Below are 18,514 nucleotides of genomic sequence, written 5' to 3'. Positions count from 1 at the left end.
GCTCAGGCCGGAGTCTTGTCGCTGGCGTAGCGGGACATCATCAGCGCCGTATTGGTCTTGCGGTCGGCATTGACCTGCTGCACCGTGGGCCGCTCGGCCATGCGCGCCAGGTACTCGCGCACGGGCAGGTCGGCCAGCACGTCGCGCCCGCCAACGAGCTTGCTGGCCGCGCTGACCAGGGGCAGGTGGACGATGGCGCAGCAGTCGGCCAGCGTGAAGCTGTCGCCCGCCACAAAGGGTGAGAAACGCGCGAGTTTGGCGAAGGCCGCCACGTTCTTGTCGAGCTGGGCCAGCGTGCGCTCCCGGGTGGAGTCGCTGACCTGGCCGCCGAAGAAGGCCTGCGGGTAGAGGATGCGCGCCACCAGCTCCAGGTGCAGGTCCAGGTACACGCACAGCTCGCGCACCTTGGCGGCCTCGAAGGCGTCGGCCGGCAGCAGGGAAGGGGCGGGCGACAGCGTCTCCACGTACTCGACCATGGCGGCCGACTCGCACAGGCCACGGCCGTCGTCGATGCGCAGGTACGGCACCTTGCCCAGCGGCGACAGTGCCATGTCGGTCTCGCCCAGCCAGTCCAGTTCCTCGTTGAAGGGCAGCTGCTTTTCCAGCAGGGCCAGCTTGACCTTGTTGTAGTAGTTGCTGGCCGCGAATCCGCACAGGGTGAGCATGGGTGTCTCCTTGGGTTGTTTGTGGTGAAGGCGAGGGTGCGCGCCTGTGATGGTAGGGGCGGGCAGGGCATGGCGCGGTCCCGGAGATGACGACTGGGGCAGACCCCTAGAATGGCGCCATGCCGCTTCGCCTGCCCTCCACCTTGGCTGCCTGCGCCCGCTGGGTGCTGGGGCTGTGGCTGTGCGTGGCGCTGGCATCGGCGTTTGCGCCGCTGGCGCGCGCCTCGGGCTGGGAGCGCCTGTGCTCGGCCGCTGGCGAATCGGTCTGGGTGCCATCGCCGGCCGGTCAGGACGATGCCCTTGCCGGCAGCCACGGCATCGACTGCCCGCTGTGCCTGCCCCCGCTGGCGCCGCCGCCCGCCCGGTGCAGTGCGGCCCCGGCACCGCTGATGGCAGATGCGCAGCCACGGGCGCACCCGGCCTCCGTCCACAGCGTGGCCATGCCGGCCTTGCCGCAGGCCCGCGCCCCGCCCCGGTGACTCCCCATTTCAATCCCTGCCTCTTTCGCTTGGCTTTTGTTTTTGCAATGCACACAGACCGTGCTGCAACGTATTGAATTTTCTGGAGAAACCGTGATGACACTGCGTCAATGGACCACCCCTTTCCTGATTGCCGCCTCCCTGTCCATGGGCCTGGCCCATGCCCATGCCGATGCCGCCCACGTCAAGGCCGACGCCGCCTGGGCGCGTGCCAGCGTGCCGGGCCAGCAGGCCACGGGCGCCTTCATGCGCCTGACGGCGGAGGAGCCGCTGCGCCTGGTGGGCGTGGAGTCGCCCGCCGCCGGCGTGGCCGAGGTGCATGAAATGAAGATGGAAGGCGATGTGATGCGCATGCGCGCCATCGACGGCCTGGACCTGCCCAAGGGCGTGGCCGTGGACCTGAAGCCCGGCGGCTACCACGTCATGCTGCAGCAGCTCAAGAGCCCGCTGCTCAAGGACAGCCAGGTGCCCATCACCCTGGTGTTCAAGGATGCCAAGGGCGAAACCTCGCGCCTGAGCCTGCAGGTCCCCGTGCGCGCCATGGCGCCCGGCGCGGCGGCTGCCCCGGCAGCGGGCCACGGCGGCGGCCACGCAGGCCATTCGCACTGAGCCAGCGCCATTGCACCGGGTTTGTGCGCAGCCGCATGCGCATGACTTGCCGTGGACTTGGCGTGTGCCTGGGTTAAGCTGGGAGCATGGCCGGCATCCTTCGCCGGCATGCTCTTCCAACCCAGTCCTAGCGAGTGCTGCCATGAGTGACGCGTCCTCCTTCGGTTTCGGCAAGTTCATCCCCGGTTTCGACTTCCTGCAGGGCCTGGCCCAGAGCGCGGGATCGGCCACCGCCCGGCCCCTGGGGCGCCTGCCCGAATGGGTGGCGCCCACGGTGAGCATCGAGGAGGTGGACAAGCGCATCACCGAACTCAAGGCCGTGCAGTTCTGGCTGGACCAAAATGGCAAGGCGCTGGCAGCCACCATCCAGGCCCTGGAAGTGCAGCGCATGACGCTGTCCACCCTGCAGGGCATGAACGTCAGCATGGGCGAGCTGGCGCAGGCCTTCCAGTTCCCCGCCGCTGCAGCCGCCACCGCTGCTGCAGCCACTGCGGGCAAGGGCGCCGCCAGCGCGGGGCAGTCCGACCACTCGGACTGGCCCATGTCCTCCGCCGGCAAGGCCGGCAAGCAGGAAAAGCCGCAGGCCGCGCCCGCGCAGCCCCCTGCCGAGCCGCCTGCAGCTGCTGCGGCCGCTGCATCCGCGGATGCCGGCAGCAAGGCCTCCGGCCCCGAGGCTTCTGCGCCCAAGGACGAGCCGGCCCAGGCCGCCGCCATGGGCCAGGCCATGCAATGGTGGGGCGCACTGACCCAGCAATTCCAGCAGATCGCCGCCAAGGCCATGGCCGAGCCCATGGCCCCCGAGGCCGTGGCTGCCGCACAGCGCGCCACCGGCATGGCCGGCGACATCGCCAAGGCCGCCATGGACCGCATGACGGCCCAGGCTGGCGCCTTCGCCGCGCAGGCAGGCAAGGCGGCTGCACCGGCGGCCAAGGCCCCGGCCGGAGCCGCCAAGGCGCCTGCGAAAGCGCCAGCCAAAGCCCCACCGAAAGCGCCAGCCAAGGCAGCGGCCAGGAAGACGGCGGCAAAGACCACCGCAAAGACAACAGCCAAGGCACCGGCCGCAGGCAAGGCGCCGGCCAAGAGCCGGCCACCGCGCTGAGCGGCACGGCGGCTCCCATGGATGGTCTAGAGCCCTCCGCAAGCCGGGCGCTGGCAGGGCTAGAAAGAAGGTTGGAATGTCGTTGTTTCCTGTAGGCCATGCCAGCCATTCCGACTGGCGCGCCGCGGCCGATGCGGTGCTGCTGCAACTGCGCTCGCAGATGGCCGATCCGGGCCACGCGCAGCGGCCCCGACTGGGCCTGGTGTACCTGTCCCACGCGCATGCCGCCCATGCAAGGCCGCTGCTGCAGCATCTGGCCAGGGCCTTGCCCCATGTGGCGGACTGGGCTGGCTGCTCGGCCGGTGGCGTGCTGGCCATGTCCCATGAATACCTGTCCGGCTCCGCGCTCGCGGTGATGCTGCTCGATGTGCCGGCGGCGCACTACCGCCTGTATTCGGGCCTGGCGCCCTTGCATGCGCCGGGCGGCGAGGCCGGGTTCACGGCCCATTCGGCCCTTGTCCATGCCGGAGGCGGCCAGCCCGAGCTGGCCGAGTTGCTGTACGAGCTGTCTGAGCGCACCGAGTCCGGCCTGCTGTTCGGCGGCGTGGGCGATGACGGGGACGATGGCGTGGAGGGCGTGCAGATCGCCTGCCGCACCGAGGACCTGCATGCGCAGCATGCGGATGCGCGCGGCATTTTTAGCGGAGGCTTCTCGGGCGTGGCCTTCGGTGCGGGCGTGCCCTGCATCACGGGCATGGCCCAGGGCTGCGTGCCGCTGGGCGAGGGCCTGGAGATCACCGAGGCGCGCGGCGCCCTGGTCACCGGGCTCAATGGCGATCCGGCCTTGCAGCGCCTGCTGCAACTGCTGGGCGTGGAGCTGGAAGGCAGCGACTGGCAGCCCGCGCTGACCACGGTGCGCAGCACGCTGGCGGCCATTGCGCCGCCGGGCCGGGGCATGGCCCACGGCGTGCTCACCGAAGAGGCCCAGGTGCTGACCCTGGTCGGTCTGGACCCGCTGCGCCAGGGCGTGGCCCTGTCATCGGCCGTGGAGGCCGGGCATTCGGTGATCTTCTGCCGCCGCCAGGCCCAGGTCGCGCGCCAGGAACTGCTGCAACTGGGCGCTGCGCTGCGCGATGCGGCGGAGCCCGAGGAGGCGGCGCCCGAAGGCGAGGCACAGCCCCGCATCCGTGGCGCCATCTACATCAGTTGCCGGGGCCGCGGCGGCGGCCTGTTCGGCGGCCCCGATGCCGAACTGCGCACCCTGCGCCACGCACTGGGCGATGTGCCATTGATCGGCTTCGTCGCCGAAGCCGAGATCATGGACGCCCGCCTGCACCGCTTCGCCGGGGTGTTGACGGTGTTCACTGCTTAGGCGTCGTACACGCCGTACACGCCGTACACACGGTACACACCGTCTGCATCTCAGACCGCGCGCGGGCGCACCGTGCCTGCGCTGCGATCCGGGTCCATGACTGCAGCTCCCAGAAAATCGAAATCCACGGCCGGCTGCCTGCCGCTGACCAGGTCGGCCAGCGCCATGCCGGAGCCGCAGGCATGGGTCCAGCCCAGCGTGCCGTGGCCGGTGTTCAGGAACAGGTTGGCGATGGGTGAGCGTCCGATCAGCGGCACATTGCTGGGCGTGGCGGGGCGCAGGCCGCTCCAAAATTGCGCGCGTTCGGTATCGCCAGCGCCGGGGAACAGCTGCTGCACGCGCCGCACGATGGCCTCGCAGCGCACGGGGTCCAGGTTGCGGTCGTAGCCGTTGAACTCGGCCGTGCCCGCAATGCGCAGGCGGTCGCCTTGCGCGCCCGTGTAGCGCGAGAACACCAGCTTGAACTCGTCGTCCGTGAGGCTGACCTGATAGGCCTTGGCGGGGTCCAGCACCGGCAGGGTCACGGAGTAGCCCTTGGCCGGATAGATGGGCAGGCGCAACCCCAGCGGCTGGGCCAGCAGCGGGCTGAACGAGCCCATGGCCAGCACATAGGCGTCGCCCTGGATGCGTTCGTAGCGGCCATCGGCATTGGTCACCTCCACATGGTCGATATGGCGGCTGGCGCCCGCGCCCGTGGTGCGCAGCGCCGTCACGTGGTGGCCGTGGCGGAACTGCACGCCCGTGGTGGTGGCAATGCGTGCCAGCTCGCGCGTGAAGAGATTGGCGTCGCCCGATTCATCCTCGGCCGTATAGGTGGCGCCCGCTATCTGCCCGCGCACATGGGCCAGGGCCGGCTCCAGGCGCACGGCTTCGTCGGCGTCGATCAGGCGGCGGTCGCAGCCCAGGGCCTGCATCTGCTCGGTGGGCTTGAGAGCGCCCTCGAACTCGCGGGCGTTCGTGTAGAAGTGCAGGATGCCCTGCATGCGCTGTTCGTACTGGATGCCGGTGTCCGACCGCAGCTGCTGCAGGGCCTCGCGGCTGTAGGTGCCCAGGCGAACGATCTGCTGGATGTTGTGGCGCGTGCGCGCGGGCGTGCAGTTGCGCAGGAAGGACAGGCCCCAGAGCCACTGGCGCATGTCGGCGCGCAGGCGGAACAGCAGGGGGGCGTCCTGCCGGCCCAGCCAGCCCAGCAACTTCAGCGGTGCGCCGGGGTTGGCCCAGGGCTCGGCGTGGCTGACCGAGATCTGCCCGCCGTTGGCAAAGCTGGTTTCGGCGCCGGGCGCAGCCTGGCGGTCGATGACCGTGACCTCGTGGCCCAGGGATTGCAGATAGTAGGCCGAGGCGGTGCCGATCAGGCCGGCTCCGAGAACGATGACGCGCATGACAATGCCCTTTCAAAGGCATGTGCCGGTCACGCGGAAGCTGGTAGCTATGGATTCAATAGCAAGCAGCCGGCGTCCGTCGTGACGCAGCTGCCGCTCCCCCTGTCCTTGGTACCTGAGAGATTCACCGCCGTCCATGGGAACGGGGCTTGCTCCTTCGGTGCGCCGCATATTGCGTGCGGCGGCTCTCCAGACGGCATGTTGTGTTTGCAGTACGGAACCTGAGCGTGTATGGGAGTTTGCGCCTTCGGTGAGGCTCGGCACCGTGGTGCCCGCCTGCTCTCCTGCAGGGGCGATTCTATGTGGCTTGCGCAGCCGGTTCCAGTCGTACTCGGGATACCACCAGTTACTACCTGTATGTGGTGTGGCCGATTCAGGGTATTCCCTAGATCGCTCAAGCGCCTCCCTCGTAGCGCTGGCACGAGTCTCCGACTGCATGTAAAAAAACTATTGAAATAGAAAAAAACATGATTTAGCCTATCGATGTGTGCAGTGGTTTGTCAGTGCATGTTCTGGTCGATTGGACCTGCATGGGTTAACCATGAGTTGTGTATATGTCTGATAGGCGACTTACCGTTGCACAGGTGCAGGTCCATGGAAACTGGTCCGGCACTGAAAAAATACAAGCACGGTGAATATGGTTTGTGGAGGGAGGAATGATTTGCGTCGCAAACCCGACTGAAGGTGTGTCCGGCTCAATGGGCAGCGGAGCAGCTCGCAAACGTTGATGGAAATCCGCCTTTTCTGATTGACGCGCAGGATCTGCGCGAAAAATTTTGCTTCCAACCTCACCGGCTGCAAGGTGAGTTGTGAGCTCGTGATTCAAATAGAACTATTCGAGGTACGGCGATGCAAATGCGCTGGGTACAACTGATGGCCATTGCCATTGGGAAAATCATTTTCCTGTCATATCTCCTTGAGAAAACGGGGAATATCATGCATGCTCTCAATCGCCTGCCTGGTTCGGCATTTTTTCGCAAGTGGCGTGCAGCGAAGTGCCTTTTCTCTTTGCTGCTGCTTTCATGCGCGGGTATCTCATCCACGGCACTGGCGGCGACCGTCGTTTTCACGGTCACCGACAACAGCGACGCTCCCAATGCCAATGCAACGACACCAACCACCTGTGTCAGCACGCTGGGAGGCACCTTTGCTGGCGCATGTACGCTGCGAGCTGCCATTCAGGCAGCCAACTACACGCTGCAAACGCTGGATCCGAGTGCCGATGTTTCCATCGTCTTTGCGCCGACACTGTCTACGTCGGTACGAACCATACAGAGTGGGACATCCAAGGATGCGGCCGGAAACCTCCATCCGTATGTCGACAATCAGACGGTTTACGTGCGCTGTGCCAATACATTCGTCAGCGGAGCCCAGTCCGGCGCCGTGACGGGAGCCACCAATGCCTGTGGTCAAACCCAGATGATCAGCGGCGGCGATACGGGCACCACCACTGGTGCCGGTGGCGCCTGGTACTGGCTCAAAGGCACCGTGCCAGCCGGCACGGGCTCATTGACCATCGATTTCGGGGGAGTCATACAAGTCCAGAACTGGGCGGACTCCGCCTGGGAAACCTTTTATCTTGGTGGGAAGAATATCACTCTCACCAATTCGCCCAACATGACCTGTGGCGAAGCGGTATTCGTCGTTGGCTCCTCAGCAAACAATGTCATCATTGATCGCGTCGGTCTGGTGAATGTGGCGCCAACCCCTGCGGGAGAGGGGACGCCGTTCAACTGCGAGCTGTACGCGGAGATTCATCAAGGCGCACAAAACGTATTCTTTGCCAATAGCACAATCAACTCCGCGATATGGAATGGAAATTACGGCAATAACAAGGGCTCGGCCATTTCCGTTGCCGCAAGCAACGGTGCAGGCACGGTTTCCAACATCGTTGTCGATAATTTCACGGTAACGAATCTGCCCAACCCTATCGGGGGAATGCAGCTCGAGCAGTTTTTCCAGGTCATGTCGAACATGACCGTCAACGGATTGACGATCAAAAATTCGAATATCGCACTGAGCCCGACTGGTGGAAATGCGCCCAGGGCCGTGGTGTCGGTTGATGGAACGATCAGCCTGGCCAATGGAATTGGTCTGGCCGTGACGGGTAATACCTTCTCGCTGCCTATCGCCGCCTATACCGGGTCATCACCAACGCATGTGTCGGCACCAACGGTGAATACGGCAGCCTCAGGCACGACGCAGGTAGTGACGGTGACCGATAACAACTTCACTGGCGGCGGGGACGGGGTGAATATCGGTGGTACGGGTACGGCACCAGGATTGATTGGCAACAACAAGATGACAAGCCAGTCGAGAAGTGCCATTCGTATCACTACGCGTGATTTCTTCAAGATTTCTCAGAACACGCTGTTTTCCGTGCCTGTGGCTGCAAACTCAGGCATCAGTTTGCTGACGACGGGCAATGGACAAACCGGATGGACCCCCACCCTTGGCGTTGGCGCCAGTGACACCGCCGCCTGCACCTGGACATTCAATATCACGGCAAATGCCAATGCGAGCGAGCCGGCACCGTATACGGTGGAAGCCTTTTGGTCGCCGACCGGCGCGGGCGTCAACGATGCGCAGGTCTATCTGGGCTCCGAAACCATGGCCGGAGCCTCGGGAACGCTGACCGTTCCTTCGTATCTCAGCGGCCAGGTGCGAGTCACAGTGACGGACAGCAATTCCGGTGGAGCCCAGACCTCGCAGCTTTCAACGGCGGCAAGCGTCACCGGTTTTCCCTGTGCCCTGAAATCCGGCGTTCTGGCGACGACCAACAATCAACCTGTCGGCAGCAGCGACTTGCTGGAGGTCTACATTGTTGACGGCCAAGGCAATGCCTGGACAGGGGGCAGTGACACCGTCACCTTCGCAGCGCCGCCTGCAGGTGTCACGTTCAATGGCAGCTCCGCCGCAGTCAGCTGCACGACCAACTCCAGCGGAAAGTGCGCGTCTCCCATCAATGCCAGCAGCAGTGTCGCCGGAGCATTCACGACACCCGTGACCTTGTCGTCGTCAGTCGCTGGTGCCACGTTCTCCAATCTTCCATTGGGTGGAAGTCCGGTATCTGGCGCAGTGACCTATCAGCCTTCGCCGGTTGCTTACAGCTTCACCGGGCTGCCGGCCAGCACGAGCGGGTCTGAAATCGCCGCGAGTCCGCCATCGATTGCGGCCAACGGCGTCTCCACCAGCACCTTGGCCGTGCAGTTGAAGGATGCTTTAGGCAACCTTGTCACCACCTGTACCGATACGGTGGCCTTCACCCTCAATGCGGGGACGCAAGGCGTTCCTGCCGTCAGCGTCACGGGCTGCAGTGCCGGCATGTACACGGGGACGGTGACATCGCCGGTGCTGGTCGGCAGCGGAACCTTCGGGTTCACCATCAACGGGTCTGCGGCTGTTGCCACCGCAACGGTCTCCTATGTGGCCGCAACGCCGAGCACGAGTGCATCGACGATAGTCGCCACACCGACATCGATCGTGGCCAACGGCAGCTCCACCAGCGTGCTGCGCGTGCAATTGGTCGATGCCAGCAGCAATCCGATCAACACCTGCACGAACACGGTGGCATTCACCCTGAACGGCGGAACGCAGGGAACGCCGAGTGTGGGCGCGGCCTCGTGTACCGCCGGCATCTATACGGGCACCGTCACATCGCCCACGGCGGTCGGCAGCGGGATCTTCGGATTCACCATCAACGGCTCTGCCGCAGTTGCTACGGCTTCAGTGAGCTACACGGCGGGTCCGCCAAGTACCAGTGCCTCGACCATCGTTGCGAGTCCGACCTCGATCATTGCCAATGGCACTGCAACCAGCACATTGACGGCGCAGCTCAAGGATGCGTCAGGCAATTCGATTGCGACCTGTGCCAATACGGTGGCCTTCACGCTGAACAGCGGAACACAGGGCTCGCCTGCGGTCGGCGCGGGTTCGTGCAGCGCAGGGGTTTACACGGCAACCGTCACGGCACCTACCGCAGTCGGCAGTGGCACCTTTGGTTTCACCATCAATGGCTCGGCCGCCACGGCTACGGCTGTGGTGAACTACACGGCCGGCCCGCCCAGCAATGGCGCGAATGGAAACCTGATCAGTGCCAGTCCGCTCAGCGTTGTCGCAGACAACACTGCCACGAGCTCGATCAGCGTGACCCTGCGCGATGCCAATGGCAATCCCGCCACGGATACGGTGGCGCACACGATTGTCTTCACCAAAACGGGCGTGGGCACGACCACGCCGGCCGCACCCACGTGCACGATCGCGGCCAACGCCAATCCGGCCACCTGCTCCGTGACGGTGAAATCGGCCACGGTCGGCACCGCAAGTTTCACGGCAACGGACAACGGAACGGCCGTGAGCAATGGCAGTCCGGTATCGGTCAACTTCATTGCCGGGCCGCCCAGCAATACAGCCAGCGGCAATCTGCTCAGTGCCACGCCGCTCTCGGTGATGGCCGACGGTACGAGCACCGGCACGGTAACCGTCGCACTGCAGGACGCCAATGGCAATGCAACGGTCGATACAGTCGCCCACACCATCGGCTTTGTCCATACCGGCGCCGGCACGCCGTCGGCAACTTCCTGCACGATTGCGGCCAATGCGAATCCAGCGCGCTGCTCCATCACGGTGACATCCACCGTGGCGGGTGCGGCGAGCTTCACAGCCACGGACAACAACGGCACCACCACCCAGAGCGTGGCAAACGGCAGTCCGGCCGTGATCAACTTCACGGCCAATGCCGCCGACCCCGCCAGGTCGGGGGTGCGTACCGTCAGCAGTCCGGCCACGGCCAATGGCTCGGCGACAGATGTGCTTGAAGCGTTTGTGGGAGATGTCAACGGCAATCCGGTGGCCGGAAGCGTTGTCACGTTCTCTCCCACCGCAAACATCACCTTCAGCGGTACCTGCACCACCAATGCGGCCGGTACCTGCCAGGTCACCGCCAAGACAACCGTCGCGGGTTCCTACACTTCCGGCGCAAGCATTGCGAGCGGCGCATTGAGCGGCAGCGGCGTCAGCTCCGGTGGCAATACGTACGGTGCGACGGCTGCCTATGTCTTTACGGCAGGTGCCGTCGATCCCGCCAATTCGACCATGTCGGTCGATGTGAACAACCAGGCAGCCGGCGGCGGCCAGGACGTCGTTTCCGTGGTTACCAAGGATGCGTTCGGCAATCCGGTCACCGGCGTTGCCGTGAACTTCAGCGTGACGCCTGCCGGAGCGGCACCTGCCACCGCCAGCTGCACGACTGCTGGTGCGGCGGCGACCTGCTCGGTGTCGTTCACCAGCGTGACCGCATCGACTTACTCGGCTGCCGCCACGGTGGGTGCAGCTGCCATCGGCAACAGCCCGCAATCGATGGCCTTTGTCGCCGGCAATGCCTCGGCAAGCAACTCGGGCCTGCGTGTCGTGAGCGACAACGCGGCGGCAAATGGCACGGCAACCGATGTGGTGGAAGCGTATGTGCGCGATGCCGGTGGCAATCCCAAGGGCGGCGAGGTCGTCACCTTTGCCGGTACTGCCGGCGTGAAGCTGAACGGTGGCGCGGCAGGCGCGTCAGCCACTTGCACCACTGGAACAAGTGGCGCAACTCTGGGCATCTGCTCGATCACTGCCACCAGCACAGCGAGTGGTACCTACAGCATCGCCACCAGCATTCCTGCAGGAACCCTGGGTGGCACGTTCACCGTGGGGGCAAACGCGTATTCGCCAAGCGCCGCACAAATTCATTTTGTGAGCGTGGTGAACCTCAGTGTCACCAAGGCCAACCCGGGCAGCTTGGCCGTAGGTTCGCCCTTCAACTACACCTTTACGGTAGCGAATGCGGCGAGCGCCCTCGGTCCTGCCAGCAGCGTGACCATCAAGGATCTGGTGCCTGCAGGTATCCGCATCACGGGTGCGCCGACAGGTGCGAACGTGGCCAGTGTGGACTGCTCGCCCAAGCCCAACACCTTCCCGTTTACGGGCAATGGCAGCACTGTCCTGACGTGCACGGTGAACTTCACGACCTCGGTCGCAGCCGGTGGCAACACCAGCTTCAACCTGCCGGCTGTGCCGACGGCTGTGGGCTCGAGCACGAACACGGCTTCCTATGATCCGTCCGGTGGTACCAGCCCGGTCAATCCGACGGCAGGTTGCACGACGGACTGCTCGTCGACGCCCGCCACCCCAGTCAACCCTGGTTCGCCCACGCTGACGGTCAGCAAGGCCAACCCCGGCAGCCTGGCTGTGGGGACTGCGTTCAACTACGCCTTCACGGTAGCGAATGCGGCTGGAGCGTTCGGTCCCGCCACCAGCGTGACCATCAAGGACCTGGTGCCTGCTGGCATCAGCATCACGGGCGTGCCGACCGGCGCAAACGTGGCCAGTGCAACCTGCACACCCAACGCCTTCCCGTTTGCGGGCAATGGCAGCGCCGTCCTGACGTGTACGGTGAACTTCACGACCTCGGTCGCAGCCGGTGGCAGCACCAGCTTCAACCTGCCGGCTGTTCCGACGGCTGTGGGTTCGAGCACCAACACGGCCTCCTACGATCCGTCGGGCGGCATCAGCCCGGTCAATCCGACGGCAGGGTGCACAACAGACTGCGCGTCGACACCCACCACTCCTGTCACGCCTGGTTCGCCTGCACTGACGGTCAGCAAGGCCAACCCGGGCAGCCTGGCCCTGGGTACGCCCTTCAACTACGCCTTCACGGTGAATAACGCCGCCGGTGCCTTCGGCCCCGCAACCAGCGTGACTATCAAGGACTTGGTGCCTGCGGGGATCAGCATCACGGGTGTGCCGACCGGTGCGAACGTGGCCAGTGCGACCTGCGCGCCCAACACCTTCCCGTTTGCGGGCAATGGCAGCGCCGTCCTGACGTGTACGGTGAACTTCACGACCTCGGTCGCAGCCGGTGCCAGCACCAGCTTCAACCTGCCGGCTGTGCCGACGGCTGTGGGTTCGAGCACCAACACGGCCTCCTACGATCCGTCGGGCGGCATCAGCCCCGTCAATCCGACGGCAGGGTGTACGACAGACTGCGCTTCCACACCGGTAACTCCGGTCACGCCAGGCGCGCCTGCGTTGACGGTCACCAAGGCCAATCCCGGCAGCCTGGCTGTGGGCACGCCGTTCAACTACGCGTTCTCCGTGTCCAATGCGGCCAGTGCCTTTGGTCCCGCCACCAGCGTGACCATCAAGGATCTGGTGCCCGCAGGCATCAGCATCACGGGCGTGCCGACCGGCGCGAACGTGGCCAGCGCGACCTGCACGCCCAACACCTTCCCGTTTGCGGGTAACGGCAGCTCCGTGCTGACGTGTACGGTGAGCTTCACCACGCCGGTGGCGGCTGGCAGCAACAGCAGCTTCAACCTGCCAGCTGTGCCGACGGCTGTGGGTTCGAGCACCAACACGGCCTCCTACGATCCGTCGGGCGGCATCAGCCCGGTCAATCCGACGGCAGGTTGCACGACGGATTGCGCATCGACACCGACCACACCGGTCACGCCTGGTACGCCTGCGTTGACAGTCACCAAGGCCAACCCCGGTAGCCTGGCTGTGGGCACGCCGTTCAACTACGCCTTCACGGTAGCGAATGCGGCTGGTGCCTTCGGTCCTGGCACCAGCGTGACCATCAAGGACTTGGTGCCTGCGGGGATCAGCATCACGGGCGTGCCGACCGGCGCAAATGTGGCCAGCGCGACCTGCACGCCCAATACCTTCCCCTTCGTGGGCAATGGCACGGCGATCCTGTCTTGCACGGTGAGCTTCACCACCCCGGTGGCAGCTGGCAGCAACAGCAGCTTCAACCTGCCGGCTGTGCCGACGGCTGTGGGTTCGAGCACGAACACGGCCTCCTACGATCCGTCGGGTGGCATCAGCCCTGTCAATCCGACGGCAGGGTGCACAACAGACTGCGCTTCCACACCGGTGACTCCAGTCACGCCTGGTACGCCTGCGCTGACGGTCAGCAAAGCCAATCCGGGTAGCCTGGCCGTAGGTTCGCCCTTCAACTACACCTTCACGGTAGCGAATGCGGCCGGTGCCTTCGGTCCTGCCAACAGCGTGACCATCAAGGATCTGGTGCCTGCAGGTATCCGCATCACGGGTGCGCCGACAGGTGCGAACGTGGCCAGTGTGGACTGCTCGCCCAAGCCCAACACCTTCCCGTTTACGGGCAATGGCAGCACTGTCCTGACGTGCACGGTGAACTTCACGACCTCGGTCGCAGCCGGTGGCAACACCAGCTTCAACCTGCCAGCTGTGCCGACGGCTGTGGGTTCGAGCACCAACACGGCCTCCTACGATCCGTCGGGTGGCATCAGCCCCGTCAATCCGACGGCCGGTTGCACGACGGATTGCGCATCGACGCCTTCCACGCCGGTAACCCCTGGTACGCCTGCGCTGACGGTTACCAAGGCCAACCCCGGTAGCTTGGCTGTGGGCACGCCTTTCAACTACGCCTTCACGGTAGCGAATGCGGCTGGAGCGTTTGGTCCCGCCACCAGCGTGACCATCAAGGACCTGGTGCCGGCAGGCATCAGCATCACGGGCGTGCCGACTGGCGCGAACGTGTCCAGTGCGACCTGCACGCCCAACACCTTCCCGTTTGCGGGTAACGGCAGCTCCGTGCTGACGTGTACGGTGAGCTTCACCACGCCGGTGGCGGCTGGCAGCAACAGCAGCTTCAATCTGCCGGCTGTGCCGACGGCTGTGGGTTCGAGCACGAACACGGCTTCCTACGATCCGTCGGGCGGCATCAGCCCGGTCAATCCGACGGCAGGGTGTACGACAGACTGCGCTTCCACGCCTTCCACGCCGGTGACCCCTGGTACTCCTGCGCTGACGGTCACCAAGGCCAATCCCGGCAGCCTGGCTGTGGGGACTGCGTTCAACTACGCCTTCACGGTAGCGAATGCGGCCAGTGCCTTTGGTCCCGCCACCAGCGTGACCATCAAGGACCTGGTGCCGGCAGGCATCAGCATCACGGGCGTGCCGAGCGGCGCAAACGTGGCCAGCGCGACCTGCACGCCTAATACCTTCCCCTTCGTGGGCAATGGCACGGCGATCCTGTCTTGCACGGTGAGCTTCACCACGCCGGTGGCGGCTGGCGGCAACAGCAGCTTCAATCTGCCGGCTGTTCCGACGGCTGTGGGTTCGAGCACCAACACGGCCTCCTACGATCCGTCGGGCGGCATCAGCCCCGTCAATCCGACGGCGGGTTGCACGACGAACTGCGCATCGACGCCTTCCACGCCGGTGACGCCTGGTACGCCAGCGTTGACGGTCACCAAGGCCAACCCGGGCAGCCTGGCTGTGGGAACTGCGTTCAACTACGCGTTCTCCGTGTCCAACGCTGCCAGTGCCTTCGGTCCTGCCAACAGCGTGACCATCAGGGACCTGGTGCCGGCAGGCATCAGCATCACGGGCGTGCCGACCGGCGCAAACGTGGCCAGCGCGACCTGCACGCCCAACACCTTCCCGTTTGCGGGTAATGGCAGCTCCGTGCTGACGTGCACGGTGAACTTCACTGCGGCAGTGGCAGCGGGTGGCAACACCAGCTTCAACCTGCCAGCTGTTCCGACGGCGGTGGGTTCGAGCACGAACACGGCCTCCTACGATCCGTCCGGTGGCATCAGCCCGGTCAATCCGACAGCCGGTTGCACGACAGACTGCGCTTCCACACCGGTGACTCCGGTCACGCCAGGCACGCCTGCGCTGACGGTTACCAAGGCCAACCCGGGTAGCCTGGCTGTGGGCACGCCCTTCAACTACGCGTTCTCCGTGTCCAACGCTGCCGGTGCTTTCGGTCCCGCCACCAGCGTGACCATCAAGGACCTGGTGCCGGCAGGCATCAGCATCACGGGCGTGCCGACCGGCGCAAACGTGGCCAGCGCGACCTGCACGCCCAACACCTTCCCGTTTGCGGGCAATGGCAGCTCCGTGCTGACGTGTACGGTGAACTTCACTGCGGCAGTGGCGGCCGGTGGCAACACCAGCTTCAACCTGCCGGCTGTGCCGACGGCTGTGGGCTCGAGCACGAACACGGCTTCCTACGATCCGTCCGGTGGCATCAGCCCCGTCAATCCGACAGCCGGTTGCACGACAGACTGCGCTTCCACGCCGGTGACTCCGGTCACGCCTGGCACGCCTGCGCTGACGGTCACCAAGGCCAACCCGGGTAGCCTGGCTGTGGGCACGCCCTTCAACTACGCGTTCTCCGTGTCCAACGCTGCCAGTGCCTTCGGTCCCGCCACCAGCGTGACCATCAAGGATCTGGTGCCTGCGGGCATCAGCATCACGGGCGTGCCGACCGGCGCAAACGTAGCCAGTGCGACCTGCACGCCCAATACCTTCCCGTTTGCGGGCAATGGCAGCTCCGTGCTGACGTGCACGGTGAACTTCACTGCGGCAGTGGCGGCCGGTGGCAACACCAGCTTCAACCTGCCGGCTGTGCCGACGGCTGTGGGCTCGAGCACGAACACGGCTTCCTACGATCCATCGGGCGGCATCAGCCCCGTCAATCCGACGGCCGGCTGCACGACGAACTGCGCATCGACGCCTTCCACGCCGGTGACCCCTGGTACGCCAGCGCTGACGGTCACCAAGGCCAACCCGGGTAGCCTGGCTGTGGGCACGCCCTTCAACTACGCGTTCTCAGTGTCCAACGCTGCCAGTGCCTTCGGTCCCGCCACCAGCGTGACCATCAAGGATCTGGTGCCTGCGGGCATCAGCATCACGGGCGTGCCGACCGGCGCAAACGTAGCCAGTGCGACCTGCACGCCCAATACCTTCCCCTTCGTGGGCAATGGCACGGCGATCCTGTCTTGCACGGTGAGCTTCACTACGCCGGTGGCAGCCGGTGGCAACACCAGCTTCAATCTGCCAGCTGTGCCGACGGCGGTGGGTTCGAGCACGAACACGGCTTCCTACGATCCGTCGGGCGGCATCAGCCCCGTCAATCCGACGGCGGGGTGTACGACGGATTGCGCATCGACGCCTTCCACGCCGGTGACCCCTGGCACGCCTGCGCTGACGGTCACCAAGGCCAACCCGGGTAGCTTGGCTGTGGGCACGCCCTTCAACTACGCGTTCTCCGTGTCCAACGCTGCCAGTGCCTTCGGCCCCGCCACCAGCGTGACCATCAAGGACCTGGTGCCTGCGGGCATCAGCATCACAGGAGTGCCGACCGGCGCAAACGTGGCCAGTGCGACCTGCACGCCCAACACCTTCCCGTTTGCGGGTAACGGTAGTTCCGTCCTGACGTGTACGGTGAACTTCACTGCGGCAGTGGCAGCGGGTGGCAACACCAGCTTCAACCTGCCGGCTGTTCCGACGGCTGTGGGCTCGAGCACGAACACGGCCTCCTACGATCCGTCGGGCGGCATCAACCCCGTCAATCCGACGGCGGGTTGCACGACGGATTGCGCATCGACGCCTTCCACGCCGGTCACGCCTGGTACGCCAGCGCTGACGGTCACCAAGGCCAACCCCGGCAGCCTGGCTGTGGGGACTGCGTTCAACTACGCGTTCTCCGTGTCCAACGCTGCCAGTGCCTTCGGTCCCGCCACCAGCGTGACCATCAAGGACCTGGTGCCTGCGGGTATCAGCATCACGGGTGCGCCGACCGGCGCAAACGTGGCCAGCGCGACCTGCACGCCCAACACCTTCCCCTTCGTGGGCAATGGCACGGCGATCCTGTCTTGCACGGTGAGCTTCACTACGCCGGTGGCAGCGGGTGGCAACAGCAGCTTCAACCTGCCAGCTGTGCCGACGGCTGTGGGTTCGAGCACCAACACGGCCTCCTACGATCCAGCGGGCGGTATCAGCCCGGTCAATCCGACGGCAGGGTGCACTGTGAACTGTGCATCGACACCCGCAACGCCGGTCACTCCCAGCACGCAGGTGCCGGTGGCTCCGACGCTGACGGTTTCGCCGACCACGGTGGGAGGCTATCCGCAGATTTCCGGCACCGGCACGCCGGGCTACACGATCACGGTGAAGGATGGCTCGACGACACTGTGTACGGCAATCGTCGCGGCCGATCAGACGTGGAGCTGCACGCCAGGCGGCGGCTTGCCGACGCCGGGTCTGCACACGATCAGCGCGACCCAGACCAATCCTGGCAATGGCAACACCGGACCTGCCACAACGACTTCGCTCAACGTGCTCGGAACGACCTTCACGGGTCCGACAGCCACCGGGGCAGGCAACGCCACGGCGACCTTGAGCGGTGGTGGCGCGGGCTGCGGGTTCGATGTGTCGCAGTCGTCCTTCGTCGCGGCTGCGGCGGGTGCGCCGGGCCAGTTGAGCTTCCCGTACGGCAATGTGCACTTCGTGGCCCGGGGCTGTACGGCCAGCAGCTCGATCACGGTCAGCGTCACCTGGCCGGGTCCGGTGACCGGCATGGCGTACTGGAAGTTCGGTCCAGCGTCCGCAGGGGCGGCGGACTCCTGGTATCAGCCTCCGGGTGCGGTGGTGTCGGGCAATACGACCTCGGTGGTGGTCACCGATGGCGGCCAGGGTGATGACGATCGCGCAGCCAATGGCGTGATCGTGGATCCCAGCGGTCCGGCGCGTGTGGGTGCGGCACCGGATGCCACGCCGATCCCTGCGCTCGAACCGCGCATGCTCGCCATGGCCATGCTGCTGATGCTGGCCGCAGGCCTGTGGAATCTGCGCCGCAGACGCGGTTGACACACGGTTGAAGAGGAGCTGAACCATCGCCTGCCGAACCTGTTTCGGCAGGCGATTTCCATTGGGCGCAGGCGCTGCATCCCGGCGGCCCAAGCCTGCCCGTAACCCCAGGCCGCCTTGCGGGCCTATCGCGCGTGCAACACACCGTAAATGAGAACAATTTAGAATTTCTCGCTGATTGGCGCCTTTCGTCGACAAGTCCCGGCCAACGCCGCCCGGGGCCGATGCACAGGTGCTGCGCACTTTCATCTCTGCCCGCCTGCCTTCCATGCACCGTTCTGTCCTGA

7 protein-coding genes and 1 riboswitch are annotated in these 18,514 nt (G+C 65.2%); of the genes, 5 read left to right on the top strand and 2 right to left on the bottom strand.

All coding sequences use genetic code 11. From position 1 onward, the window contains the following. Positions 1-2: 2 nt before the first annotated feature. Positions 3-665, bottom strand: coding sequence for a glutathione S-transferase family protein (locus tag BO996_RS00655; protein WP_071953762.1), 663 nt, complete (start codon positions 663-665; stop codon positions 3-5). A 119-nt stretch (positions 666-784) separates the two neighbouring features. Here BO996_RS00655 and BO996_RS00650 point away from each other — a divergent pair, with 119 nt between their 5' ends. The 4 genes from BO996_RS00650 to BO996_RS00635 all read left to right on the top strand — a co-directional run bounded on the left by BO996_RS00650 (position 785) and on the right by BO996_RS00635 (position 4,164). Beyond that, positions 785-1,144 (top strand): hypothetical protein, encoded by a 360-nt coding sequence (locus tag BO996_RS00650; protein ID WP_071953761.1) that lies wholly within the window; start codon positions 785-787, stop codon positions 1,142-1,144. A 96-nt stretch (positions 1,145-1,240) separates the two neighbouring features. Continuing rightward, entirely contained in the window at positions 1,241-1,753 is a 513-nt protein-coding gene (locus tag BO996_RS00645; RefSeq protein WP_013800288.1) for a copper chaperone PCu(A)C, read from the top strand. A 142-nt stretch (positions 1,754-1,895) separates the two neighbouring features. Further along, entirely contained in the window at positions 1,896-2,852 is a 957-nt protein-coding gene (locus BO996_RS00640; protein ID WP_071953760.1) for a PhaM family polyhydroxyalkanoate granule multifunctional regulatory protein, read from the top strand. Between the two features lie 76 nt (positions 2,853-2,928). Next, entirely contained in the window at positions 2,929-4,164 is a 1,236-nt protein-coding gene (locus BO996_RS00635; protein ID WP_034397936.1) for an FIST signal transduction protein, read from the top strand. Between the two features lie 50 nt (positions 4,165-4,214). Here BO996_RS00635 and BO996_RS00630 read toward each other — a convergent pair whose 3' ends face one another. After that, positions 4,215-5,546, bottom strand: a complete 1,332-nt coding sequence (locus BO996_RS00630; RefSeq protein WP_071953759.1) for a D-amino acid dehydrogenase — start codon at positions 5,544-5,546, stop codon at positions 4,215-4,217. Positions 5,547-5,638: 92 nt separating this feature from the next. Beyond that, positions 5,639-5,749: riboswitch (glycine riboswitch) on the bottom strand. Between the two features lie 646 nt (positions 5,750-6,395). On the opposite strand from BO996_RS00630, the gene BO996_RS00625 reads away from it, so the two are divergent. Then, entirely contained in the window at positions 6,396-18,227 is an 11,832-nt protein-coding gene (locus BO996_RS00625) for an invasin domain 3-containing protein (RefSeq protein ID WP_232240442.1), read from the top strand. Positions 18,228-18,514 lie beyond the last annotated feature (287 nt).

This window comes from Delftia sp. HK171, assembly GCF_001886655.1.
Lineage (GTDB): Bacteria > Pseudomonadota > Gammaproteobacteria > Burkholderiales > Burkholderiaceae_C > Comamonas > Comamonas acidovorans.
Note: the sequence above shows the minus strand (reverse complement) of the source record. Positions and strands in the feature narration are given on the sequence as shown.